Raw genomic sequence first — 25,803 nt, forward strand, 5'->3', positions numbered from 1 at the left:
CTCAGAATGGGTTGATCCGTGACCAGAAAGCCTGCCAGACAGAAACAGGGGCAGGCGACAGCCAGGGCTCCTCCAGCACTTTGATGAGGCGCTCGGCCAGTTGGGGATGGGAAAGGTGCTGCTCTACGAAACGCCGCCCACCGTCGGCTATGGCCTGCGCCAGGTTGGAGTCATCACGAAGCCTGGCCAGGTGTCTCCGCAGTTCGTCGACGTCGGAATACAAGAGCAGGTGTACGCCATCCTCCAGGCCAATGGCCTCCTCCTCGAGTCCCTGACGCCAGGCCAGTAGGACGCAACCGCAGGCCATGGCCTCGAAGTTCTTGGCCATGTATTCGCCCAGCCCGACATCGGCACTGACGAAATAGCGAATGCGGTTCAGCATCTTCCGGTAAGGCTCCCCAGGAGCCGTACGCAGGAGTTGCAGCGAGTCCTCGGCCGCCAGCAGGTCCAGAAGTCGCTTCCGCTCCTGATAGGCAGCGCTGGCGGTCCGGCCGATGAAGCCCAGCTCTATGTCCCGCTCCACTTCTTCACGGAAGATCACCCGCGGATCAAAGCCTTTGGGAATGAACTGGACATTCAAGCCTTCGCCCTTCAGGCGTTCGGCCACGCTGGCGCCGGTCACGACGATCCGCGCATTGGGCAGCGCCCTGTAGAAGCGACTGAAACGGCCGCGCCACCGGGAGTTTTCCAGGTAGTTCTGGCAGGCATCCTCTTCGTAGATCAGAAGACCGCCGAGCCCGCTGAGGAATCGGGTCTGCCCATGAATGTTCTTGAAATGGAGATCGACCAGGATTCGATCGTAGCGAGAAAGGTCGACGGAGCTAAGTGAGCGACGCAGGTTGCGCTGGGCATCCTTGTCGAGGACCCGCAGATCGAGATCGACCTGTCCGCCCAGTTGCTCATAGACGCAGGAAAAATCGGGCTCCCGCCCTACGGAACTGAGTGCCAGGACTTTCATTTGCCCTGCCGCAACCACAAGCGCGCAGCTTTGCGGCTGTAAGACAGTTTGAACAGCACCCGCCAGTCCGTGCGCAGCGCCTCGCGGTAGTAGTCGCGGGCGCTGGACTCGTCGCCGGCGAGCAGGCAAGTGCGGAACAGCGACAGGCAGCGTTGGGCGCGGTAGGCGGGCTTGAGCGGTTGCAGGCTGGCCGGCAGCTTGAGGAAGACTTCCTCCACCAGAGCCAGGCCCACCTTGCGCGCTGCCTCGGCGTTATGGCGCAGGCTGCCGGGGTGCTTGTGGATGCGCGCCAGCATCAGGTCGAGAACCTCCACCTGGCGCTGGGTCAGGCAGTAGGCGAAGACCGGGATGTCTTCGCTGTGGCGCAGGTGCTCGGGATAGGGGCGCTCGAGCAGCAGTTCGCGAAGGAAGACGCAAGCGCCGTGGCTGAGGGCGATCTTCTTGTCCAGCAGGTAGCCGTTGAGGCGCTTGAATGGATCGACAGGCACCGCGCTGGCCGGGTGCTCGCGTTCGCGACCGTCGGGCTGCACCGCCACGTGGCCGGCGAGCCAGAGGCCGATGTCCGGCTGCTGGCGCAGGCGCTCGCAGAGACCGGGCAGCACACCGGGCGCCAGTTCGTCGTCGGCGTCCAGCAGCAGCACATAGCACCCCTGGGCCAGCTGCACACCGTTGTTGCGCGCGGCCGAGGGGCCGGCATTGGCCTGGCGCACGCCCTGGAAGGCGGCGCCATGGCGCTGGCTCAGGGCCGCGAAGACCGCCGGGGTGTCGTCGGTGGAGCCATCGTCCACCACCCAGAGTTCGACCTCCGGGGTGGCCTGGACCAGCACCGACTCGACGGCACGCGGGAGCTTGCCCGCGTAGTTGTAGCTGGGAATGACGACACTAAGCAGCGGCTTAGTCGACATTGTCATACCAGTCCTTGCCGCCCTTGACGACGAGGATATCTTCCATGATCAGGTACTGCAGGTCCGAGCCGTAGAACATGTTCAGCGCGTCGGTGGGCGAGCAGATCATCGGCTCGCCGCGACGGTTCAGCGAGGTGTTCAGCGACACGCCGTTGCCGGTGAGGTTCTCCAGCTCCTTCATCAGATCGTACCAGCGCGGATTGTGACGGCGCTCCAGCACCTGGGCGCGGGACGTGCCGTCCTCGTGCACCACTTCGGCCACGCGGGTCTTCCACTCTTCGTTGACTTCGAAGGTGAAAGTCATGAAGGGCGAGGGATGGTCGACCTTGAGCATCTGCGATGCCACCGTATCCAGCATCGAGGGGCAGAAGGGGCGCCAGCGCTCGCGGAACTTGATCTGTTCGTTGATGCGGTCGGCCACGCCGACCGCGCTCGGGCAACCGATGATGGAGCGGCCACCCAGGGCGCGCGGGCCGAACTCCATGCGGCCCTGGAACCAGGCCACCGGATTGCCGTCAACCATGATCTTGGCGATGCGCTGCGGGGTGTTGTCGATGCGCTTGAACACCGGTTGCTTCGGGTGTTTGGCGCAAGCGGCGATCACGTCTTCGTTGGAGAAGGACGGGCCGAGGTAGACGTGCTCCATCTTCTCCACCGGCACGCCGCGCTTGACCGAGACATAGGCGGCGGCGCCGACGGAGGTGCCGGCGTCACCGGAAGCGGGCTGGACGAACAGCTCCTTCACTTCCGGACGGGCGATGATCTTCTGGTTCAGCTTGACGTTCAGCGCGCAGCCACCGGCGAAGGCGATCTTGCCGGTCTGGCGGATGATGTCGCCGAGGTAGTAATCCATCATCTCCAGCGCCAGCTTCTCGAACAGCGCCTGCATGCTGGCTGCATAGTGGATGTAAGGGTCGTCGGCGATATCGCCCTGGCGCTTCGGGCCCAGCCACTCGATCAGCTTGGGCGAGAAGTAGTAGCCCTTGCCGTTTTCCTTGTGGCGGCGGAAACCGATGACGTTGGCGTAGTCGGTGTTGATGATCAGCTCGCCGTTCTCGAACTTCGCCAGGCGCGAGAAATCGTACTTCGCGGCATCGCCGTAGGGCGCCATGCCCATCACCTTGAATTCGCCGTCGAGCATCTCGAAGCCGAGGTACTCAGTGATCGCGCCATAGAGGCCGCCGAGGGAATCCGGATCGTAGAATTCCTTGATCTTGTGGATCTTGCCGTTCTCGCCCCAGCCGAAGAAGGTGGTGGCGTATTCGCCCTTGCCGTCGATACCGAGGATCGCGGTCTTCTCCTTGAAGCCCGAGCAATGGTAGGCGCTGGAGGCGTGGGCCAGGTGGTGTTCCACCGGCTCGATCTTCACCTTCTTGGCGTCGAAGCCCAGCTGCTCCAGGCACCAGACGATCTTCTTGCGGTAGCGCTTGTAGCGGCGGTTGCCCATGAGGATGGCGTCCAGCGCGCGATCCGGGGCGTACCAGTAGCGCTTGGCGTAATGCCAGCGGGCCTTGCCGAACAGGCTGATGGGGGCGAAGGGGATGGCCACCACATCGACGTCGGAAGGTTTGATGCCGGCCTGCTCCAGGCAGAACTTGGCCGACTCGTAGGGCATGCGATTCTTCGCGTGCTTGTCGCGCACGAAGCGCTCTTCTTCGGCGGCCGCGATCAGCTTGCCGTCAATGTAGAGCGCGGCGGACGGATCATGGCTGAGGGCGCCGGAAAGGCCGAGAATCGTCAATGCCACGGGGTTAACCTCTTTCAGGGCAGGTGCCGGGCACCTGCGGTAAACGTTTGTCCAGTAGCTGGTACAGCGCCGACTCGGCCGGCCAGTTCCTCAGGAAGCGCGCGCGGTCGCGGGCGTAGGCCCGGGCGAATCCACGCTGGCTGCGATGCTGGCACACGGCATCGAGGTCGATCAGGGTCCAGCGGCCGTCCTGCCAGAACAGGTTGTAGCCCTTGAGGTCGCCATGGCTGATGCGTTCGCGGATCAGCGCGGCGAACAGCTGGTCGAGGGCCTGCAATTCGGCTTCGGGCGGAGCGCCGGCCCCTTCGGGGTCGTCCAGATAGGGTCGAAAACGGGCGATTATATCTTGCCCGGAGAGATATTCGGTAATCAGGTACGCACGTCCGCGCAGCCAGCAGAAGCGCCGTTCCAGCACGGCCAGCGGCCGCGGTGTGGCGATGCCGAGGAAGTCCAGGCGATTGCCCTCGCGCCAGCTGTGCCAGGCCCGACTTGGCCGCCAGAAGCGCGTCAGCCAGTGCAGCATCCCCTTGATGTTGTAGCGCTTGAGCAGCAGCTGGCGGCCAGCGACCGTGACTTCGGCCACAGTGGCGGTAGCGCCCTGCTTCAGGTAGCGGCCCCCTTCCAGGGCGGCGTCCGGCGCCTGCAGCAGACTTTCCAACCCGGCTTCGGCGTCCCGGCGCACCGCACGCAGGCCGAATGCCCCACCAACGACGCTGAACAGGCTGCAGTCGCGGGCGATCTTCTTCATGTAATCGCCCAGGCGCCAACGCCGCACCCGGGCGATTTCCATCTCCAGGGCCTCCAGCGGCAGGGCGTGTTCGCCATTGACCAGCAAGTAGTGCACCAGCAGCTCTTCGAGGAAGGGGTCCAGCTCCGCCGGCAACTGGGCGAAGAACACACCGAGGTTGGCCAGCGCCTTGTCCCGCGTCAGCGGTTTGCCTGGGCTTTCGGCGCGAATGCCGCCGCCATCGATTACATGCAGCTTGTCGCCATGGCGCAGCAGGTTGTCCAGGTGCAGGTCCTCCTGGGCGAGGCCGGCCAGATGCAACCGGCCGATCGCCGCCAGGGCCTCGCCCAGAACGGCCTGCTGGCCATCGGACAAAGGTACGTCGCGCTCCACTTGGCGCCAGGCATCCCAGAGGCTTTCGGCGGATTCCAGGTACTCGAACAGCAACCAGCCGCCCTGCCCTGCCAGATTGCCTTCCGCCAGCAGCGCCGGGGAGTCCAGCCTCTGGTCGTGGAGCGCCTTGACGCCGGCCAGCTCGCGCTGGAAATGCCGCCCGGCCTTGCCCCCTACCAGCAGCTTGGCCAGCACCTTGCGCCCCTGCCAGAGAGCCACGCCCACGTAGCGCTGGCCGGGCAGGACCCGCAGCAGGCTCAACAGCTCCAGACCGCCGGCGATATCCAGGTTGATGGGTAATTGCGGGTTTCGTCCCGCCCGGGCCAGTTCCGCCAGGGTCATTGATTGTGTTCCTTGGTGCGGCGTCGACGCCCCATTTGCGCCAGCCAGTCGCTGACTTCACTTGATTCCCGCGCCTGCCCCAGATAGCCGGCTAGCAGCTCGCGCACCTCGGTCTCGCCCCAGGCGTCGGCACGCCGTACCAGAGCTTCCAGGTCCTTGACCCGGTCGCGACGGCCCAGCAGCAGGGGCCGGGTCTTTTCCAGGTCGATCAGGCAGGCCTCGAAGCTGCCGCCAACTTCCCGCAGGAAGACATGCTTGGGATAGAAGCAGCCATGCACTTGGCCGGCGTCGTGTAGACGCCGGCCCAGCCAGGCGACCGCCGCGACTATGGCCGTGCGTTGTTTTGCGGAAAGGTCCGACCAGAGTTCCAGCCAACCTGCCAGCTCGCGCCAGCCGTCCAGCGCCCGCGACACCAGGATGGCACGGCGCTCGCCGTTGACCTGGCGAGTACCGAAGAACGCTGCTTCCAGGGCGGGAACCCCGAGCACCTGATAGCGGCGGATATTGCGGAACTCGCGGGCGAAGGTGGGCTCGCCGAATGGTCGCAGCGGACTGCGGCTGAGGAAGTTGCTCTGCCGCTTGAGGTAGTAGGCGGTGTCGCCCAGGTCCAGGCGAAACACACTGCTCCAGCCGCCACGCCCCGTGTTGGGCTCGTCCACCGCCTCCAGGCGCAGGGCCCAGAGCGCGTCGAAACTGTCCAGTCCATGGCGGGCGAGGATGTCGCGATCCGCCGGCGCGATAAAGTCGCTCATTCGCGTCCCTCGAAGAAACTGAGGATCCGTCGCACCTGGCGCTTGTCGCCGGCTTGCAGGCTCGGACGGCCGAGGTATTGCAGGTAGAAGCGCAGGCGCTGGCTGCGGCTGAGGTGGTACTTGGCGAGCTTGTCCAGGCACGCCAGGTCCTTGATGACCCTGTAGCGCAAGAATGGTCCCCACCAGAAGGTGCCGGTCGGGCAGTCGATCAGGAACAGGTTGCCGGCCTGGTCGACCAGCAGGTTGCGCCACTTCAGGTCGTTATGGGCGAAGCCGTGCTGGTGCAATTGTCGCGTGGCTTTCGCCAGCTGCCGGCTGACCCGGTCGACCCAGCGCGGGTCGAGCAGCCGCGGGTCGCCTTCCCGGGCCATTTCGGCCAGGTCGACCGTGCCGGCGAGTTCGCGGGTGATCAACGCGCCGCGGTGGAAGGCACCAGCACGGCGCTCCTGGCCCCAACCCACCACGGGTGCGGTGGGGATGCCCCACTGGGTGAAGTACCGCAGGTTCTGCCACTCGGCCTTGACCCGCGACCGGCCGAGCCAGCGGCGCAGCCCTTTGCCCGCGGCCCAGTAGCGCTTGACGTAGTAGCGCACGCCACGGTGCTCCACACGCAGCACTTCGGACAGCGGGTCGCTGGTGATCCAGTCGCCCTGGAGGGCAAATACCCTGTCGAGGTCGCCGAAGAGCCCGGCGGTTTCCGCATCCAGCCCCTCGGCCAGTTTCCATTGACTCAAGCGCCCTCTCCTCCCGCGTACTTACGCTCGTAGCGCGACAGCAGCCTTGCCGCCTTCTGCTCGAGCCAGGCCAGCAGGCCGATCTCATCGCGCAGCACATCACGCAATGGCTGGCGAAAGTAGGCCTTGAGGAAGCGCAGCTTGTCGCGCTGCGTCAGGCCGATATTCAGCGCGGAGAAGTAGAGGCCGGCCAGGTCCTTGTCACGCCAGCGCCGCGGCGTGCTCGCGCGCGTCTGTGCACGGTGCAGGTCGATCAGCGACAACTTGAAGTCATCGGCGGTCACCGCCCGCTCCGTATGCAGCAGGAAATGACAGATATAGCAGTCGCGGTGATTGACCCCGGCGCGATGCATGGTGCCGGTCATTCGCGCCACTTCGCCGATCAGCGCCCACTTCAGGCGCGGTGGCGGCGGGTTGCGCAGCCAGTCGACGCAGAAATCCTCGAGGCTGATGGTCGGCGCCAGCTCCTCGGTGACGATGAAGGAATGCTGCTGCGCAGGATTGCTGCCACGCTCGCCGAAAGCCACGGCGGTCATGGTCGGCACGCCGGCCTGGTGCAGGCGCTGGATGGCCGTCCACTCCTGCCCGGCGCCAAGCACGGGCGCCTTGGCGGTCAGCAGGTTCTTGGCGATCTCGCCCCAGCCGATACCCCGGTGGATCTTGACGAAATAGCCACGCCCCTCGACTTCGGTACGCAGGGTCCGCCGCCCCTCCAGCTCGCGGTAGACCTGCCCCTGCAGCGTCTCGACGGCGGTGAAGGCGTCGCGGCCGGCCCAGAGGCGCTCGAAGGGCTCTTTCAGCACAAGCTTCATGGGCGCTCCGCGAGAATCACGTCAGCCGCGTGCTGCGGCATGCTGTAGAGGTCGGCGCTGTCGGCGAAGGCCAGGCCGTTGGTGCTCCAGCGCGCGCGCGCGGCCGGGTCGGCGAGTATTTCGGCGAGCATCTGGTTCAGCGCCTCCTGCTCGAACGGGCCGGGCAGCACCCGGCCGCTGTCGGCCTCGGCAATGTAATGGGCATAGCCGCAGACATCCGTGACCAGCACCGGCAAGCCTGCCACCAGCGCCTCGAGCAGCACCGTGCCGGTGTTCTCGTTGTAGGCCGGGTGGATCAGCAGGTCGGCGCCGAGCAGGAAGCGCGGGATATCGCTGCGGCCCTTGAGAATGTCCACCTGGTCGGATATCCCCAGGGCTTTCATCTGCAGCAGGAAGGGCTTGGGGTCGTCCTGGCCGATGACGATCAGCCGGGTACGCTTGCGCAGCTCGCGGGGCAGCGCGGCCACGGCCTTGAGGCTGCGATCCAGGCCCTTGGTCTTGAAGCCGGAGCCGATCTGCACCAGCAGCAGGTCATCCTCGTCCAGCTTGAACTCGCGGCGGAACTCGGCGCGGATCTCCGCGGCGTTGGCCGGCGCACGGCGGTCGGCGGCGATACCCGGTGGCAGCAGGTGGAAACGCCCCGCCGGCGTGGCGTAGTGCTTGACGAAGAGCGGCTGCTGTACCTCGGAGATCATCAGCACCGAGGTTGCAGACTCGGGGGCGAAGACCGCACGCTCGTAGTCGGAGAAGTGCTTGTAGCGGCCCCAGCGCCGGTAGAGGCCGTTGCGCTGGGTCTGCGCCTTGTCCTCGAAGCAGGGGTCGGCGGCGTAGTAGACGTCCAGACCGGGCATCTTGTTGAAGCCGATCACCCGGTCCACCGGACGGCGCACCAGGTCGGCATCGACCCAGGCCGTGAATTTCTCGTTGCGCTTGTGATTGAACAACGCTTTGACCGGCGCGATCAGCACTTCGAAGCCTTCTGGGATGTCGCCTTCCCAGATCATGGTGTAGACGCGAATGGCATGCCCACGGCGCTGGCACTCCAGGGCGATGCGCATGAAATCGCGCTGCAGGCCGCCGAAGGGGAAGTACTTGTAGAGCACGAATGCCAGTTGCATCAGTGGATATCCTCGGTCAGCAGCAGGGCTTCCAGCTGGGTCGCCACGCGCTGCGGATTCAGCCGGGTGAAACATAGCGGCTGTTCGCGCTCCAGGTCGAACAGGCGGCGATCCTCCGCCGTCGGTTTATAGGCGCAGGTCTTCTTCAGGCAGGGCGCGCAGGGGAAGTCGCTGCCCAGGTGGATCTGCGCCCGCCCATAGGCACCGGTGAAACCTGGGTTGGTCGGCCCGTAGAGCGACAGGGTGGGCACGTCCAGCGCGGCGGCCAGGTGGCCAAGGCCGGTATCCACTGCTACGCAGGCACGGGCGCCGGCCACCACCTTGGCCATCCCTGCCAGGGACAATCTGGGGAGCACGGCGGCGTTTTCCAAGCCCTCGGCTATACGCTCGGCACGCGCCTTCTCTGTCGGATTGCCCCAAGGCAGGCGCACATGCCAGCCGTGTTCGCAGGCCCGCTCGGTCAGTTCGCGCCAGTATTTTTCCGGCCAGTGTTTGGTGTCCCACGTGGTGCCGTGGAGGAACAGCAGGTAAGGGGCGCCGCCCTGGGCGTCGGCCAGGGCGGCACGGTTCAGACCGTAGTTACCCATGCCTTCCGGCACGCGGTAGTCCAGGGCCTGGGCGAACAACTGGCGCACGCGATCGACCGCGTGCTGGCCCCAGGCGACCGGGTAGCGGCGGTCATAGAAGCGGCTGGCCACCGGCTCGCGGGCCGAATCGCGGTCCAGGCCGGCCACCGGCGCCTTGGCGTAACGAGTCAGCAGGGCGCTTTTCAGCAGGCCTTGGGCGTCTATCACCAGGTCGTAACGGGTTTCCCGCAGGCGACGCTTGAAGCGGCGCCACTCGCCGCTCTTCAGGGTCTGCCAGAGGTTCTTGCGCCAGCGGCGGATGGCCACCGGAATGACCCGCGCCACCGCCGGGTGCCAAGCGGGAATCTCGGCGAAGCCTTCCTCCACCACCCAGTCGAACTGGATGCCGGGAATCGCCCGCGCGGCATCGGTCAATGCCGGCAGGGTGTGGATGACATCGCCCAGGGAAGAAGTCTTGATCAGCAATACCCGCACTCAGTGAATCTCCACCAGGTCGAGCGGGTCCGGCACCAGGCGGTCCAGGGCTTCGATCACCGGACGCGGCCTGAGCTCGCGCAGGCAGTTGTAATGGCCGAAGCGGCAGGTGCGGTCGAAGCAGGGGCTGCACTCCAGGCCCAGGCGGACGATTTCCACCCGTTCCGCCAGGGGCGGGGTGAACTGCGGCGAGGTGGAGCCATAGACCGCCACCAGCGGGCGCGCCAGCGCCGCCGCCACATGCATCAGGCCGGAGTCGTTGGAGACCACGGCGCCAGCGCAGGACATCAGGTCGATGGCTTCGGCCAGGCTGGTTTCGCCGGCCAGGTTCACCGCCTCTTCGCGCAGGCCGGGAATCAGGCGCATGCGGATGTCTTCGCCGCCAGGATGGTCGTTCTTCGAGCCGAACAGCCAGACCTGCCAGCCCGCGCGAATCTTCAGCTCGGCCACCTTGGCGTAATGCTCGGCGGGCCAGCGCTTGGCTTCCCCGAACTCGGCGCCCGGGCAGAGCGCCAGCACAGGCCGGTCCAGGTCCAGGCCGAACTTGGCCAGGGCCGCATCACGGCTGGCCGGGTCGATCTGCAGCGTGGGCCTCGGATAGGGCCTGGGCAGCTCGGCGTCAGGTTCATGGGCCAACGCCATGAAGCGCTCGATCATCAGCGGGTAGCGCTCTTTGTCGAGGCTGCGAATGTCGTTGAGCAGGCCGTAGCGCATCTCTCCCTTCCAGCCGGTGCGTTTGGGGATGCCGGCGAACCAGGGCACCAGCGCCGACTTCAGGGAGTTGGGCAGGAGAATGGCCTGGTCGTACCGCCCGGCCAGGGATTTGCCGATCTTGCGCCGGGCAGCAATATCCAGCACGCCATGGCCAAGCGGGAAGCTCAGCGCCTGGCGCACTTCCGGCATGCGTTCGAGGATGGGCCGGCTCCATTCGGGCGCCAGCACGTCGATCTCGCAGTCGGGATGGCGGGCTTTCAGGCACTGGAAAAGTGTCTGCGCCATTACCATGTCGCCGACCCAGGAGGGTCCTACGATCAGAATGTTCATAAGGGCAGCTTCAAGCCTCAAGCGACAAGCCGCAAGCTTCAAGCGGTGGTGACCACTTGCGGCTTGCGGCTTGCTGCTTGCAGCTCTGTCGGTTTACTTGACCAGGGTGCGCCACTCGGGGTGAGCGGAGGTCTTGCCGGTCACCAGGTCGAAGTAGGCGCTCTGCAGCTTTTCGGTCACAGGGCCACGGCGGCCGAGGCCGATCTTGCGGCCATCCACTTCGCGAATCGGGGTGACTTCAGCGGCGGTGCCGGTGAAGAAGGCCTCGTCGGCGATGTACACCTCATCACGGGTGATGCGCTTCTCCACCAGCTTGATGCCGAGCTCGTCGGCCAGGCGCAGCACGGTGGCGCGGGTGATGCCGTTGAGGCAGGCGGTCACCTCGGGGGTGTAGAGCACACCGTCCTTGATGATGAAGATGTTCTCGCCGGAGCCTTCGGCCACATAGCCTTCCGGGTCGAGCATCATGGCTTCGTCGGCGCCGCCGGAAATGGCTTCCTGCAGGGCCAGCATCGAGTTGATGTAGGCGCCGTTGGACTTGGCGCGGGTCATCGAGATGTTCACATGGTGGCGAGTAAAGGAGCTGGTGCGCACCTTGATGCCTTGCTGCAGCGCCTCTTCGCCCATGTAGGCGCCCCAGTTCCAGGCGGCGACTATCACGTGGACCTTCAGGCCGGTGGCGCGCAGGCCCATGCCTTCGCTTCCGTAGAACACCATCGGGCGGATGTAGGCACTTTCCAGGTTGTTCTCACGAACGGCGGCGCGGGTGGCCTCGTTGATCTCGTCCTTGGAGTACGGGATCTGCATGTTCATGATGTGGGCCGAGTCGAAGAGGCGATCGGTGTGCGCCTGCAGGCGGAAGATGGCCGTGCCGTCCGGGGTGTTGTAGGCGCGCACGCCTTCGAACACGCCCATGCCGTAGTGCAGGGTGTGGGTCAGCACATGGGTGGTCGCTTCGCGCCACGGTACCAGTTCGCCGTCATACCAGATCACGCCATCACGATCGGCCATCGACATATTGCCAGCTCCTCAAGAATTCGATTGGTTCAGCCAGACGAGTCAGTTCAAGCCCAACTCACGCCAGATCCGCATCACGCCCTGGCGCTCCGCGTGGAACTGGTCCCCGCCCACTACGCCCGGCTGCTTCTGCAAGGCCTGGCGATGGGCCGCTGAACGATAGGCTTTGTAGGCCTCCTGCAACAGGCGAACCTCGTCGCCGGCCAGCAGGTCTGCCTGCTCCAGGCCATCCAGAATGCGGATGTTATCGGTGTAACGAACCAGCTCAGGGTGCTGTCGTGACCAGGCCAGGGCGGCATATTGCACCATAAATTCGATATCGACGATACCGCCGGCATCCTGCTTCAGATCGAAGGCGGCCGCGGCCTCGAAGGCATTCGGCGTGGTTCCGGCAGCAGTTTCGCGGGTGCCGAGGTTGTCGCGCATCTTCGCCCGCATCTCGCTGACCTCGGCGCGCAGCTTGGGCAGGTCGCGTTCGCGGCCGAGCACCGCCAGGCGCACCTGCTCGAAGGCACTGGCGACCCGTGGCGAGCCCACCAGCACCCGCGCGCGCACCAGCGCCTGGTGCTCCCAGGTCCAGGCCTCGTTTTCCTGGTAGCGCTGGAAGGCACCGAGCGAGCTGACCAACAGGCCCGCCGCGCCCGAGGGGCGCAGGCGCATGTCAACCTCATAGAGGGCGCCGGAAGTGGTCTGGGTGGTTAGCAGGTGGATGATGCGCTGACCCAGGCGAGTGAAGAACTGGGCGCCGTCTATGGGCTTGGCGCCGTCCGTCTCGGCCTGGGGATCGCCGTCATGGATGAACACCAGGTCCAGGTCCGAGCCGTGGCCGAACTCCAGGCCGCCCACCTTGCCATAGCCGACGATGATGAAGTCCGGTTCGCAGAGGCTGCCGTCGGAGCGCTTCGGCGTGCCGAACTTGGCCACGTTGTAGCGCCAGGACAGCGCCAGCACTTGGTCGAGGATGGCCTCGGCCAGCCAGGTCAGGTAGTCGCTGACCTTCATCAGCGGCAGGGTGCCGGCGATCTCCGAAGCCGCGACCCGCAGGCTGTGGGCCAGCTTGAAGTGGCGCAGGGCCTCCATCTGCTGCTCCAGGTCGTCCTCGGGAATCCTGGTGAGGCGCTCGCGCAGCTCGGCGGCCAGCTCCGGCGCCAGCGGCGGGCGATAGAGACGCCCTTCATTGAGCAACTCGTCCAGCAACAAGGGGAAGCGGGTGATCTGCTCGGCGATCCAGGGGCTGGCGGCGCAGAGTTCGATCAGCCGCTGCAGCGCCCCGGGGTTCTCGCTCAGCAGCACCAGGTAGGCCGAGCGGCGCGCCACCTTCTCCACCATGGGCAACACCCGCTCCAGCACCAGGTCGGGATTGCCGTGCTCCACGGTCATGTTCAACAGGCGCGGGATGAAGGCATCCAGACGCTCGCGGCCGAGGCGCTGCATGGCGCGCACCTGCGGACCGTTGCGCAGGTCGCTGAGCCGGCGCCTGGCAGTGGCCGGCTCGGTGAAGCCCGCTTCGACCAGTTGGCGACAGGCGCTCTCCTCGTCCAGGGCCTCTTCCCATAAAGGCAGCCACTCGCCGCCAATGCAGCCTTCACCTCCACCCTCTTCTTCATCCGGGTCGGCGATCACCTGCTGGAAGTGCCACTCGATGCGGCCACGCCAGTACATCAGGCGCTCATGGAAAGCCGGCCAGTCGTCGAAGCCCATGATGAAGGCGACGCGGGCGCGGTCCAGGTCGCTGTCCGGCAGCATCTGGGTCTGGCGATCGGCGATGGCCTGCAGGGCGTGCTCGGTATAACGAAGGAACTCGTAGCCCTCCTTCATTTCCGCCACCACTGGCGGCGGCAGGTAGCCTTGACCTTCCAGGGTGTCCAGCACCTTGAGCAACGGCCGCTGCTGCAGGCTGAGGTCGCGCCCGCCGTGGATCAACTGGAAGGCCTGGGCGATGAATTCGACTTCGCGAATGCCGCCGGATCCGAGCTTGACGTTGTCGGTCATGCCCTTGCGCCGCACTTCCTGCTGGATCAGTTGCTTCATCGAGCGCAGCGCCTCGATGGCGGAGAAGTCCAGGTAACGGCGATAGACGAAGGGCCGCAGCATCTGCAACAGCTGGCCCCCGGCCGCCTGGTCGCCACCCACCACCCGCGCCTTGATCATGGCGTAGCGTTCCCAGTCGCGCCCCTGGTCCTGGTAGTACTGCTCCAGGGCATTGAAGCTGAACACCAGCGGCCCGGAGGAACCGTAGGGGCGCAGGCGCATGTCCACGCGGAAGACGAAACCGTCCACGGTAATCACGTCCAGCGCCTTGATCAGCCGCTGGCCGAGGCGGATGAAGAACTCCTGGTTATCCAGGGCACGCTTGGCGCCCTCGGTTTCGCCCCCCTCGGGGTAGCCGAAGATCAGGTCGATATCCGAAGACAGATTCAGCTCGTGCGCGCCCAACTTGCCCATGCCGAGCACGACAAGATGCTGCGGCTGGCCGGAGCGACGGCCGATGGGGGTACCGAACTGGGCGCAGTGGCGGCTGTAGAGCCAGTGATAGGCGAGGTCGATGCAGGCGTCGGCGAGGTCCGAAAGGTCGCAGCAGGTTTCCGCGAGATCCGCCTGGCGGGTCAGGTCGCGCCAGATGATGCGCAGTTGCTGGCGGTTGCGGTAGCGGCGCAGGCGTCGGCCCAGCTCATCTTCCTCGGCGCAGTCCTCCAGCAGCTCCGACACCTGGGTCCGCAGTTCGCCCGGCGCCAGGCTCCGCTCCAGTTCACCGGAAGCGGCCAGCGCCAGCAGCATGGCTGGGTCGCGCTGAGCCTGCTCGGCGACAAAATCGCTGGCAGCAGCGACACGAACGAAGGCTTGCTGCCGTTCGTCGGGCCAGCCGGCGAATTCCTGGATCTGTTCGGCGAGGGCGGAGCGGAAGGCCGATAGCGCCCGATCGGCGCTGGGCTGGAGGTTGGCCGACAGGGCGGCCGGCGGCGGCAGGCTCATGGTCTATCCTTTGTGGGCTGCGGGTCTCGGCTGGGCCCGCAGCTAGCGCAGCGGTGGCGGAATAGCTCTAACTCGGGGCTTTCAGCCGACTGCGCCGCGCGATCTGTAGTTTTACTACGAAAGATTGTATCCAGAGTGCTGAAACCTTCGTCGATTTGTAGTAAAACTACACGAGCCCGGTTCTACCCCCGGTAACAAGAATTTCGCCGCGGTCGCCCATAAGGCCGGCCGTGACCACTGGCATCCGATTCTGGAAGCCTTTCCGCCCTGGAGCAAGCCATGCAAGACCTCGATATCGTCGAAACCCAGGAATGGCTGGACGCCCTGGAGTCCGTACTCGACAAAGAAGGTGAAGACCGCGCGCACTACCTGCTGACCCGCATGGGCGAGTTGGCCACCCGCAGCGGCACCCAACTGCCATACGCCATCACCACGCCGTATCGCAACAGCATTCCATTGACTCACGAAGCCCGCATGCCCGGCGACCTGTTCATGGAACGCCGCATCCGCTCCCTGGTGCGCTGGAATGCCCTGGCCATGGTCATGCGTACCAACCTGCAAGACCCGGACCTGGGCGGCCACATCTCCAGCTTCGCGTCCTCGGCGACCCTCTACGACATCGGCTTCAACTACTTCTTCCAGGCTCCCACCGACGAGCATGGCGGCGACCTGATCTTCTATCAGGGCCACGCCTCCCCCGGTATCTACGCCCGCGCCTTCCTCGAAGGCCGCATCAGCGAAGAGCAAATGACCAACTTCCGCCAGGAAGTGGACGGCAAGGGCCTGTCCTCCTACCCGCACCCCTGGCTGATGCCGGACTTCTGGCAGTTCCCCACCGTGTCCATGGGCCTCGGCCCGATCCAGGCCATCTACCAGGCGCGCTTCATGAAGTATCTGGAAAGCCGCGGCTTCATCCCCGCCGGCAAGCAGAAGGTCTGGTGCTTCATGGGTGACGGCGAGTGCGACGAGCCGGAATCCCTCGGCGCCATCTCCCTGGCCGGCCGCGAGAAGCTGGACAACCTGATCTTCGTCATCAACTGCAACCTGCAGCGCCTCGATGGCCCGGTCCGCGGCAACGGCAAGATCATCCAGGAGCTGGAAGGTGTCTTCCGCGGCGCCCAGTGGAACGTGAACAAGGTGGTCTGGGGCCGCTTCTGGGACCCGCTGTTCGCCAAGGACGCCGATGGTGCCCTGCAGCGCCGCATGGACGAAGCGGTCGACGGCGAGTACCAGAACTACAAAGCCAAGGACGGTGCCTACGTCCGCGAGAACTTCTTCAACACCCCGGAACTCAAGGAAATGGTCAAGGACCTTTCCGACGACGAGATCTGGAAGCTCAACCGTGGCGGCCACGACCCCTACAAGGTCTATGCGGCCTACCACCAGGCGGTCAACCACCAGGGCCAGCCCACCGTCGTCCTGGCCAAGACCATCAAGGGCTATGGCACCGGCGCCGGCGAAGCGAAGAACATCGCCCACAACGTCAAGAAGGTCGACGTCGAGAGCCTGAAGCAGTTCCGCGACCGCTTCGATATTCCGGTCAAGGACGAAGACCTGGAAAAACTGCCGTTCTACCGTCCCGAGGCAGGCAGCGCCGAGCACAAGTACCTGCACGAGCGCCGCGCCGCCTTGGGCGGTTACGTGCCGCAGCGCCGCGCCAACAGCTTCAGCATCCCGACCCCGCCGCTGGAAACCCTGAAAGCCATCCTCGACGGCTCCGGCGACCGTGAAATCTCCACCACCATGGCCTTCGTGCGCATCCTCTCGCAGCTGGTCAAGGACAAGGAACTCGGCCAGCGCATCGTTCCGATCATTCCGGACGAGGCCCGTACCTTCGGTATGGAAGGCATGTTCCGCCAGTTGGGCATCTACTCCTCGGTCGGCCAGCTCTACGAGCCGGTGGATAAGGACCAGGTGATGTTCTACAGGGAGGACAAGAAGGGCCAGATTCTCGAGGAAGGCATCAACGAAGCGGGCGCCATGTCCTCCTTCATCGCCGCCGGCACCTCGTACAGCAACCACAACCAGCCGATGCTGCCGTTCTACATCTTCTACTCGATGTTCGGCTTCCAGCGTATCGGCGACCTGGCCTGGGCGGCCGGCGATAGCCGCACCCGCGGCTTCCTGATCGGCGGCACCTCGGGTCGTACCACCCTGAACGGCGAAGGCCTGCAGCACGAGGACGGCCACAGCCACATCATGGCGGCCACCATCCCCAACTGCCGCACCTACGACCCCACCTACGGCTACGAGCTGGCGGTGATCGTGCGTGAAGGCATCCGCCAGATGGCCGAAGAGCAGCAGAACGTCTTCTACTACATCACCGTGATGAACGAGGCCTACCAGCAGCCCGCGCTGCCGGAAGGCGTCGAGGAAGGCATCATCAAGGGCATGTACCTTCTGGAAGAAGACAAGAAGGATGCCGCGCACCACGTGCAACTGCTGGGCTCGGGCACCATCCTGCGCGAAGTCCGCGAAGCGGCGAAGATCCTCCGCGAGCAGTTCAACGTCGGCGCCGACGTCTGGAGCGTCACCAGCTTCAACGAACTGCGCCGCGAAGGCCTGGCCGTCGAGCGTCACAACCGCCTGCACCCGGAACAGAAGCCGCAGCAGACTTATGTCGAACAGTGCCTGGCCGGCCGCAAGGGTCCGGTCGTGGCCTCTACCGACTACATGAAGCTGTTCGCCGACCAGATCCGCCAGTGGATTCCGGGCAAGGAGTACAAGGTCCTCGGCACCGACGGCTTCGGCCGCAGCGACACCCGCAGGAAACTGCGCCACTTCTTCGAGGTTGACCGTTACTGGGTGGTCCTGGCGACCCTGGAAGCCCTGGCGGACCGTGGCGAGATCGAGCCCAAGGTCGTGGCCGAGGCCATCGCCAAGTTCGGCATCGACCCCGAAAAACGCAACCCGCTGGACTGCTGAGGAGACGCATTGTGAGTAAATTGATTCGCGTACCCGACATCGGCAGCGGCGAAGGTGAAGTGATCGAGCTGTTCGTCAAGGTTGGCGACCGCATCGAGGCCGACCAGAGCCTGCTGACCCTGGAATCGGACAAGGCCAGCATGGAGATCCCCGCGCCCATGTCCGGTGTGATCAAAAGTCTAAAGGTCAAGCTCGGCGATCACCTGAAGGAAGGTGACGAGCTGCTGGAACTGGAAGTCGAGGGTGCCGCAGCCGCGGCGCCCGCGCAGGCTCCAGCTCCCGCGCCCAAGGCTGAAGAGAAGCCGACCGCTGCCCCGGCTCCGGCTGCCGCCCCCGCAGCCGCCAGCCAGACCGTGCAGGACATCTTCGTTCCGGACATCGGCTCGGACGGCACGGCCAAGGTCATCGAAGTGCTGGTCAAGGCCGGCGACACCGTCGAAGCCGACCAGTCGCTGATCACCCTGGAGTCCGACAAGGCCAGCATGGAGATCCCCTCCCCCGCCGCCGGCGTGGTGGAGAGCGTCGAGGTCAAGCTGGATGCCGAAGTCGGCACCGGCGACCTGATCCTCAAGCTGCGCGTAGCGGGCGCTGCCCCGGCTGCCGCGGCTCCGGCCCAGGTGAGCCAGCCGGTGCACCGCGTACCGGACGGCGCCCACCCGGTCGCGGCCGCCGAAGTCAGCGCCATTGCCGCGCTGGCGGCTGCGGCAGCGAGCACGACTGGCATACCGGCACGTTCCAGCGGCGCCAAGGTCCATGCCGGCCCGGCAGTTCGCCAGCTGGCCCGCGAGTTCGGCGTCGAGCTGAGCGCGGTACCGGCTACCGGCCCGCACGGCCGTGTCCTCAAGGAAGACGTGCAGGCCTACGTCAAATCCATGATGCAGAAGGCCAAGGAAGCCCCGGCCGCGGCTGCAGGCGCCACTGGCGGTGCCGGCATCCCGCCGATCCCGGTGGTGGACTTCAGCAAGTTTGGTGAAATCGAAGAAGTGGCCATGACCCGCCTGATGCAAGTCGGCGCGGCCAACCTGCATCGCAGCTGGCTCAACGTCCCGCACGTGACCCAGTTCGATTCGGCCGACATCACCGAGCTGGAAGCCTTCCGCGTGGCCCAGAAGGCCGTGGCGGAGAAGGCCGGCGTCAAGCTGACCGTCCTGCCGCTGCTGCTCAAGGCTTGCGCCTACCTGCTCAAGGAACTGCCGGACTTCAACAGCTCCCTGGCGCCCAGTGGCAAGGCGCTGATCCGCAAGAAATACGTGCACATCGGCTTCGCTGTGGACACCCCGGACGGCCTGCTGGTACCGGTCATCCGCGACGTCGACCAGAAGAGCCTGCTGCAACTGGCCGCCGAGGCCGCCGAACTGGCGGAGAAGGCACGCACCAAGAAGCTGTCCGCCGATGCCATGCAAGGCGCCTGCTTCACCATTTCCAGCCTCGGTCACATTGGCGGCACCGGCTTCACGCCGATCGTCAACGCGCCTGAGGTGGCAATCCTCGGTGTGTCCAAGGCCGCGATGCAGCCAGTTTGGGACGGCAAGGCCTTCCAGCCGCGCCTGATGCTGCCGCTGTCACTGTCCTACGACCACCGCGTGATCAACGGCGCCGCCGCCGCGCGCTTCACCAAGCGCCTCGGCGACGTGCTGGCGGATATCCGCACCATGCTGCTGTAACCCTTGCTATTCGCGAGCACGCCACGCTCGTACCTCAACCCCGCCCCCTGAGGCGGGGTTTTTTTTGCCTGCAACTGACCACCGGCCGCTCTTCCGGATGCCTGCATGCGGCCCGGCGCCCAGCCCAGGTCGACTCACCCGGCGACCGCCCCTCCCCCTGCGCGGGCTGAGAACCGCCTCGCGAAACGGCCCATGCGGCGTGCTTGCCAGTGCCATCATCATGATGCACCCTTGCCCGATGCTTTGAAGAAGTTGGCCGGGCCCTCTCCCGGTCAGAGAAGTGGAAGCCCAGCGCCCGATGAAGAGCCATCCCGATGCCGCCAGCCGTACGGTGGCCGAGATAGTGACGCAGTTGCCTGTCCCCTCGCGGTTGGGCCTGATGCGTTTCGAGCGGCTCAACGAAGCCAGCTGGGCGCTGCTCTTCCTCGATCCGGCCTGCGAGCGCCGGTTCGGCGTGCCGGCCAGCGAGCTCTGCGCCCTCATCGACTCCCCCTACGCCAGCCTGATGGAGCCGGAAAGCCGTTACCGGCTGCATGACGAGGTGCAACTGCAGCTGGGCGAAAAGCCCCACTACGCCATCCACTACACCCTGCACACCCCCAATGGGCCATTGCGCCTGCTGGAAGTCGGCGAACCCTTTCAGCAGCACGGACGCCAGCTGCTGCGCGGCTACCTGATGGTGGCCGGCGAGGCGCAGGAGCCCAAGGAAAGGCAGAAGAACCTCGACCTGGAAGCCCAGAACAGTCGCCTGCGCACCTCCCTCGAACTCTACCAGCGCTCCCAGGAAGACCACCTGCAGCACCTGATCCGCTCCCGCGCCCAGCAGAGCCTGATCGTGCGCCTGGCGCGTCATCGCTACACCTCCAGCGACCCGGCCGAGGAAGCCGCACAACTCATCACCCAGGCCGCCTGCGAAGCCTACGACGTGGCGCGCACCGGCATCTGGATGCTCGAGGGCAGCCAACTGGTGGCCGTCAGCCTGTTCCGCCGTGACCAGGACCATCATGAGCACCCGCGGGCCATGGACATGAGTCAGTTCCCGCGCTACCTCGAAGCCCTGCACAGCGGCCGCGCCATCGACGCCCACAACGCCCAGCGCGACCCCCGCACCAGCGAACTGGCCAAGAGTTACCTCAAGCGCCAAGGCATCACCGCCATGCTCGACGCCAGCATCCGCATCGGCGGCGAGGTGGTGGGCGTGCTCTGCCTGGAGCACACCGGCGCGCCGCGCGTCTGGCAGACCGATGAGATCGCCTTCGCCGGCGAGCTGGCCGACCAGTTCGCCCAGGTCCTGGTGAACCAGCAGCGGCGCCACGCCACCAGCGCGCTGCACCTGTTCCAGCGCGCCGTGGAGCAGAGTGCCAGCGCCTTCCTGCTGGTGGACCGCGACGGCCTGGTGGAATACGTCAACCCGAGCTTCACCGCCATCACCCAGTACAGCGCCGACGAAGTGCACGGCCGCCGCCTGTCGGACCTGCCGGCGCTGGAGAATCTCAGCGAACTGCTCTTCGACACAGGTTCGGGCCTCGCCGCCTGTAACAGCTGGCAGGGCGAGTTCCGCAGCCGGCGCAAGAACCTGGAGCCCTATTGGGGCCAGCTATCGATCTCCAAGGTCTTCGGCGAGGACGGCGGGCTCACCCACTACATCGGCATCTACGAAGACGTCACCCAGAGCAAGCTGGCCCAGCAACGCATCGAAAAGCTGGCCTACACGGACAACCTCACCGGCCTCGGCAACCGCCCCTATTTCATCCGCACCCTCGAAGAGCGCTTCCACAGCGACCGCGACACGCCGCTCTGCCTGCTGCTGGTGGATATCGACAACTTCAAGCGGATCAACGACAGCCTCGGCCACCAGACTGGCGACAAACTGCTGGTCAGCCTCGCCCGGCGCCTGCGCAACAGCCTGAGCCCCAATGGCATCCTGGCGCGCTTCGCCAGCAACGAGTTCGCCGTGCTGCTCGACGGCGCCGACCTCGAGAGCGGTCGGCGCATTGCCGCCCAGGTACTGCAGACCCTGGACAAGCCGCTGTTCGTCGACAACCAGCTGATCAGCGTCACCGGCTCCCTCGGCCTCGCCTGCGCGCCCCAGCATGGGCGCGACCCGCAGACCCTGATGAAGCACGCGGGACTCGCGCTGCACAAGGCCAAGGCCAACGGCAAACACCAGCTGCAGCTGTTCACCGAGGTGCTGAATGCCGAAGCCAGCTACAAGCTGTTCGTCGAGAACAACCTGCGCCGTGCCCTGGCGCAGAACGAACTGGAAGTCTTCTACCAGCCCAAGCTCTGCCTGAAGAGCGGCCAGTTGCTGGGCATGGAGGCGCTGCTGCGCTGGCACCACCCGGAAAAGGGCATGATCAGCCCGGACCAGTTCATCAGCGTGGCGGAAGAGACGGGGATGATCATCCCCATCGGCAAGTGGGTGATCCGCGAAGCCTGCCGCATGAGCAAACGTCTCGGAGCGGCCGGGCTCGGCGACCTGCAGGTGGCGATCAACCTGTCGCCCAAGCAGTTCAGCGACCCCGATCTGGTGGGCTCTATCGCCGCCATCCTGCAGGAGGAGCAACTACCGCCGGCGCAACTGGAACTGGAGCTCACCGAAGGCCTGCTGCTGGAGGCCACCGAAGACACCCGGCACCAACTCAACAACCTGAAAAGCCTGGGTCTGACCCTGGCCATGGATGACTTCGGCACCGGCTACTCGTCGCTGAGCTACCTGAAGAAATTCCCCATCGACGTGATCAAGATCGATCGCAGCTTCATCAAGGACATCCCCGACAGCCAGGACGACAAGGAAATTACCTCCGCGGTGATCGCCATGGCCCACAAGCTCAAGCTGAAAGTGGTCGCCGAGGGGATAGAGACCGCCGCCCAGCTGGGCTTTCTGCGCCGCCAGCACTGCGATGTGGGCCAGGGCTACCTGTTCGACAAGCCGATCTCCGGCAAGCACCTGTTCGAGAATCTCGGCCGCTACCCTTGCCGCAAAGGGACCTGAGGCCGGCGCCCTGGGGTCAGGGAAGTGGATTTTTCAATAGCCCGCCAAGTCGAGGTAACATCGAGACTTCCCGCCACCAACCAGGAGAAGGCTGATGGTCCTGCGTTCGCAAATACTCGCCCACAAGCTCGAACTTCCCGGCGCTGGCCAGGCCCTGCCCGGCCGCGAAACCCCGATGCCGGTGCCCGACAGCCACTATGTCAACGGCCGCCCGCTGCAGGGCCCTTTCCCCGTTGGCCTGCAGGTCGCGCAGTTCGGCCTGGGCTGCTTCTGGGGTGCCGAACGGCGTTTCTGGCAGCAACCCGGCGTCTGGACTACGGCCGTGGGCTACGCCGGCGGCTTCACGCCGAACCCCACCTATGACGAAGTCTGCTCCGGCCTGACCGGGCACAGCGAAGTGGTGCTGGTGGTTTTCGATCCGCAGCAGACCAGCTTCGATGCACTGTTGCGGGTGTTCTGGGAAGCGCACAACCCGACCCAGGGCATGCGCCAGGGTAACGACGTCGGCACCCAGTACCGCTCGGCCATCTACTGCTACGACGAGGCCCAGCTGGCCGCCGCCAACGCCAGCCAGCAGCGCTTCCAGGACGAGCTGGAGAAAGCCGGCTTCGGTGCCATCACTACCGAAATCCGCGAAGCGCCTGCCTTCTATTACGCCGAGGCCTACCACCAGCAGTACCTGGCGAAGAATCCCGGCGGCTATTGCGGCCTGGGCGGCACCGGGGTCTGCCTGCCGGCCTGACATCGAACGCTGGGTAGGAGGGGGCGGGCGACGCTCCGCTCGCAGACCGCCGCCCGCCCCCGCCTTCTGCCGGACCTTGCTTTCGGTGTCCGGTCCTCAGCTGCCCTCGGCAATCAACCAATCCAGCTGCCAGCCACCCTGGCTCTGCGCCAGGCGCTCGGCCAGACAGGGCAGGACCTGGCGCAGCTCTTCCTCCAGGCCCCACGGCGGGTTGGCGATGGCCAGCCCGGAACCGTTCAGCCCCAGCGCATTGTCCGCCGCGTGCACCCGCAGTTCGGCGCGCAGCAGCTTGGGGGCGCCGGATTTTTCCAGCCCCTGGTAGAAGCGCTTGAGCTGGCGCTGGTCCTTGATCGGGTACCAGATGGCCACGACCGTCTGGCGCATCCGGCCAATGGCCTCCTGCAGCGCGGTGACGCAGCGCTCCAGTTCGTCGGCCTTCTCGAAGGGCGGGTCGATGAGCATCAATGCGCGCTTCTCCGCCACCGGCAGCAGCGCCCGCGCCAGGTGCCAGCCTTCGCCCAGGTGCACGGCGACCCGGCGGTCGCCGGCCATGTTGTCCTTCAGCAGCAACCCGTCTTCCGGGTGCTTCTCGTTCAGTTGCAGGCGGTCCTGGGGACGCGTCAGCCGCCGCGCCAGCTCCGGCGAACCGGGGTAATAACGCAGCCCGCCATCCGGGTTCAGGTCATGGATGACCTTCAGGTAATCGGCCATGGGCGCCGGCAGGTCGGGCAGGTCCCAGAGGCGGCCGATGCCCTCGCGCCATTCGTCGGTGCGGCTGGCCTGATCGCCCAGCAGATCGTAGAGACCGATGCCGGCATGGCTGTCGAGGTAGACGAAGGGCGCCTCCTTGCGTGACAGCAGGGCGATCAGGCGGGCCAGAGTGAAGTGTTTGAGCACGTCGGCATGGTTGCCGGCGTGGAAGGCATGGCGGTAGTTCATAGTGGGTCCTCGCAGGACGCGCAGTTTACCAGCCAGCGCCCCACTGCGGCTTCACCCCCTTTATCACGCTCATGGATGTTGCTAGGCGCCCTACATTCACCGACCTAGACTTGGGCAATCCCACCGGAGAGCCACCATGTCCGAGACCCTGCTCAGTTCCCGCAACCTGGCCTTCGAACTCTACGAAGTGCTGGACGCCGAAGCCCTGACCCAGCGCGAGCGTTTCGCCGAGCACAACCGCGAAACATTCGACGCCGCCCTGGGCACCGCCCGCAGCATCGCCGAGAAGTTCTTCGCCCCGCACAACCGCAAGGGCGACGAGCACGAGCCGGAATACGTGGATGGCGCCGCCACCCTGATCCCGGAAGTGAAGCCTGCCGTCGACGCCTTCCTCGAAGCCGGCTTCCTCAACGCCACCCGCAGCTTCGAGCAGGGCGGCATGCAACTACCGACTTTGCTGTCCCAGGCCTGCTTCGCGCATTTCCAGGCCGCCAACGTCGGCAGTTCCGCCTACCCCTTCCTGACCATGGGCGCGGCCAACCTGATCGAGAGCTTCGGCAGCGATGAACAGAAGCAGCGCTTCCTCCAGCCAATGATCGAAGGCCGCTTCTTCGGCACCATGGCGCTGACCGAACCCCATGCCGGTTCGTCCCTCTCGGACATCCGCACCCGCGCCGAGCCGGCCGGCGACGGCACCTACCGGATCAAGGGCAACAAGATCTTCATTTCCGGCGGCGACCACCCGCTGTCGGACAACATCGTGCACATGGTCCTGGCCAAGCTGCCGGACGCGCCGCCCGGGGTGAAGGGCATATCGCTGTTTATCGTGCCCAAGTTCCTGGTGGACGAAGACGGCTCGCTGGGCAAGCGAAACGACGTGATCCTGGCCGGCCTGTTCCACAAGATGGGCTACCGCGGCACCACCTCCACCGCGCTGAACTTCGGCGATAACGGCGACTGCGTCGGCTATCTGGTGGGTAAGCCACACGCCGGCCTGTCCTACATGTTCCAGATGATGAATGAGGCGCGCATCGGCGTCGGCATGGGCGCGGTGATGCTCGGCTACGCCGGCTACCTCTATTCGCTGGAATACGCCCGCGAGCGCCCCCAGGGCCGCCTGCCCGACGGCAAGGACCCGACCTCGCCGCAAGTCTCGATCATCCAGCACGTCGACGTGCGCCGCATGCTGCTGACCCAGAAGGCCTACGTGGAAGGTGCCTTCGACCTCGGCCTGTACGCCGCGCGCCTGTTCGACGACACCCAGACCCTGGCAACGGAGGAGGAGCGCCAACAGGCCCACGAACTGCTCGACCTGCTCACCCCCATCGTCAAATCCTGGCCGTCGGAGTTCTGCCTCAAGGCCAACGAGCTGGCGATCCAGATCCTCGGCGGCCACGGCTATACCCGTGAATACCCGGTGGAGCAGTACTACCGCGACAACCGCCTGAACCCGATCCACGAGGGCACCCACGGCATCCAGTCCCTCGACCTGCTGGGCCGCAAGCTGGCGCAGAACAAGGGCGCCGGCCTCAAGCGACTGACCCGGCTGATCAACGAATGCTGCCAGCGCGCTGCCGAATACGAGTCGCTGAGCGCCCTGCGCCAGCCCCTGGAACAGCTGATGACCCGCCTCTCCAGCGTCACCCTGGCGCTGCTCGGCGACCTGATGCAGGGCAAGGTCAACCAGGCCCTGTCCAACTCGGCGCTGTACCTCAAGGTGTTCGGCCACGCCGTGATCGGCTGGCGCTGGTTGGAGCAGGCGATCCGCGCCGAAGAAGGCCTGGCCCGCGGCAATCCGACCGATGCCGACTTCTACAAGGGCAAGCTGCAGGCGGCGCGCTACTTCCTCACCTGGGAAGTGCCTGGCTGCCACCACGAACTGGCCCTGCTCGAAACCCGCGACGACACCTGCCTGGCGATGCAGGACAACTGGTTCTGACCCTGTGCCAGGGTTC

At 65.6% G+C, this 25,803-nt stretch carries 18 protein-coding genes; 5 read left to right on the forward strand and 13 right to left on the reverse strand.

The features are described 5' to 3' along the window. Nucleotide 1: 1 nt before the first annotated feature. From E8F12_RS25575 to glnE, 12 genes are all read right to left on the reverse strand, one after another. Complete coding sequence (locus tag E8F12_RS25575; protein WP_280328005.1) at nucleotides 2–976, reverse strand: glycosyltransferase; 975 nt, start codon at nucleotides 974–976, stop codon at nucleotides 2–4. Continuing rightward, nucleotides 955–1,869, reverse strand: a complete 915-nt coding sequence (locus E8F12_RS25580; protein WP_348532437.1) for a glycosyltransferase family 2 protein — start codon at nucleotides 1,867–1,869, stop codon at nucleotides 955–957. The genes E8F12_RS25575 and E8F12_RS25580 overlap by 22 nt, the downstream gene beginning before the upstream one ends. After that, nucleotides 1,853–3,610, reverse strand: a complete 1,758-nt coding sequence (locus tag E8F12_RS25585; protein WP_280328006.1) for a carbamoyltransferase — start codon at nucleotides 3,608–3,610, stop codon at nucleotides 1,853–1,855. The genes E8F12_RS25580 and E8F12_RS25585 overlap by 17 nt, the downstream gene beginning before the upstream one ends. A gap of 4 nt (nucleotides 3,611–3,614) precedes the next feature. After that, on the reverse strand, nucleotides 3,615–5,072 hold the full coding sequence (locus E8F12_RS25590; protein ID WP_280328007.1) for a lipopolysaccharide kinase InaA family protein: 1,458 nt from the start codon (nucleotides 5,070–5,072) through the stop codon (nucleotides 3,615–3,617). Beyond that, nucleotides 5,069–5,824, reverse strand: coding sequence for a lipopolysaccharide kinase InaA family protein (locus tag E8F12_RS25595; protein ID WP_280328008.1), 756 nt, complete (start codon nucleotides 5,822–5,824; stop codon nucleotides 5,069–5,071). Before E8F12_RS25595 ends, E8F12_RS25590 begins: the two co-directional genes overlap by 4 nt. Continuing rightward, a complete protein-coding gene (locus E8F12_RS25600) occupies nucleotides 5,821–6,558 on the reverse strand; it encodes a lipopolysaccharide kinase InaA family protein (RefSeq protein WP_280328009.1) in 738 nt (245 codons plus the stop codon). The genes E8F12_RS25595 and E8F12_RS25600 overlap by 4 nt, the downstream gene beginning before the upstream one ends. Next, nucleotides 6,555–7,370 carry a lipopolysaccharide core heptose(I) kinase RfaP gene (rfaP, locus tag E8F12_RS25605; RefSeq protein WP_280328011.1) on the reverse strand — a complete coding sequence of 272 codons (816 nt, stop codon included), beginning with the start codon at nucleotides 7,368–7,370 and terminating at the stop codon, nucleotides 6,555–6,557. The genes E8F12_RS25600 and rfaP overlap by 4 nt, the downstream gene beginning before the upstream one ends. Next, nucleotides 7,367–8,488, reverse strand: coding sequence for a glycosyltransferase family 4 protein (locus E8F12_RS25610; RefSeq protein ID WP_280328012.1), 1,122 nt, complete (start codon nucleotides 8,486–8,488; stop codon nucleotides 7,367–7,369). The genes rfaP and E8F12_RS25610 overlap by 4 nt, the downstream gene beginning before the upstream one ends. Next, entirely contained in the window at nucleotides 8,488–9,549 is a 1,062-nt protein-coding gene (gene waaC / locus E8F12_RS25615; protein WP_280328014.1) for a lipopolysaccharide heptosyltransferase I, read from the reverse strand. The genes E8F12_RS25610 and waaC overlap by 1 nt, the downstream gene beginning before the upstream one ends. Then, nucleotides 9,550–10,593, reverse strand: a complete 1,044-nt coding sequence (waaF, locus tag E8F12_RS25620) for a lipopolysaccharide heptosyltransferase II (protein ID WP_280328015.1) — start codon at nucleotides 10,591–10,593, stop codon at nucleotides 9,550–9,552. 93 nt (nucleotides 10,594–10,686) lie between these two features. After that, a complete protein-coding gene (locus E8F12_RS25625; protein ID WP_280328016.1) occupies nucleotides 10,687–11,610 on the reverse strand; it encodes a branched-chain amino acid transaminase in 924 nt (307 codons plus the stop codon). Between the two features lie 42 nt (nucleotides 11,611–11,652). Then, nucleotides 11,653–14,583, reverse strand: a complete 2,931-nt coding sequence (glnE, locus tag E8F12_RS25630) for a bifunctional [glutamate--ammonia ligase]-adenylyl-L-tyrosine phosphorylase/[glutamate--ammonia-ligase] adenylyltransferase (protein WP_280328018.1) — start codon at nucleotides 14,581–14,583, stop codon at nucleotides 11,653–11,655. 279 nt (nucleotides 14,584–14,862) lie between these two features. Here glnE and aceE point away from each other — a divergent pair, with 279 nt between their 5' ends. From aceE to msrA, 4 genes are all read left to right on the forward strand, one after another. Continuing rightward, the gene (gene aceE / locus E8F12_RS25635) at nucleotides 14,863–17,508 is read left to right on the forward strand and encodes a pyruvate dehydrogenase (acetyl-transferring), homodimeric type (RefSeq protein WP_280328019.1); all 2,646 of its coding nucleotides are present in this window, start codon (nucleotides 14,863–14,865) and stop codon (nucleotides 17,506–17,508) included. An 11-nt stretch (nucleotides 17,509–17,519) separates the two neighbouring features. Continuing rightward, the gene (aceF, locus tag E8F12_RS25640) at nucleotides 17,520–19,172 is read left to right on the forward strand and encodes a dihydrolipoyllysine-residue acetyltransferase (protein WP_280328020.1); all 1,653 of its coding nucleotides are present in this window, start codon (nucleotides 17,520–17,522) and stop codon (nucleotides 19,170–19,172) included. A gap of 298 nt (nucleotides 19,173–19,470) precedes the next feature. After that, nucleotides 19,471–22,167: an EAL domain-containing protein gene (locus E8F12_RS25645; protein WP_280328021.1), complete on the forward strand. Its 2,697-nt coding sequence runs from the start codon at nucleotides 19,471–19,473 to the stop codon at nucleotides 22,165–22,167. 94 nt (nucleotides 22,168–22,261) lie between these two features. Beyond that, a complete protein-coding gene (msrA, locus tag E8F12_RS25650; RefSeq protein ID WP_280328022.1) occupies nucleotides 22,262–22,909 on the forward strand; it encodes a peptide-methionine (S)-S-oxide reductase MsrA in 648 nt (215 codons plus the stop codon). A gap of 96 nt (nucleotides 22,910–23,005) precedes the next feature. Here the strand turns inward: msrA and E8F12_RS25655 are convergent, their stop codons facing one another. Beyond that, nucleotides 23,006–23,848: a 23S rRNA (adenine(2030)-N(6))-methyltransferase RlmJ gene (locus E8F12_RS25655; protein ID WP_280328023.1), complete on the reverse strand. Its 843-nt coding sequence runs from the start codon at nucleotides 23,846–23,848 to the stop codon at nucleotides 23,006–23,008. 136 nt (nucleotides 23,849–23,984) lie between these two features. Between E8F12_RS25655 and E8F12_RS25660 the strand changes: the two genes are divergently transcribed. Continuing rightward, the gene (locus E8F12_RS25660; RefSeq protein WP_280328024.1) at nucleotides 23,985–25,787 is read left to right on the forward strand and encodes an acyl-CoA dehydrogenase; all 1,803 of its coding nucleotides are present in this window, start codon (nucleotides 23,985–23,987) and stop codon (nucleotides 25,785–25,787) included. Nucleotides 25,788–25,803: the final 16 nt, after the last annotated feature.

Origin of the sequence: Pseudomonas sp. BN102 (assembly GCF_029871245.1) — a bacterium.
Classification (GTDB): Bacteria; Pseudomonadota; Gammaproteobacteria; order Pseudomonadales; family Pseudomonadaceae; genus Metapseudomonas.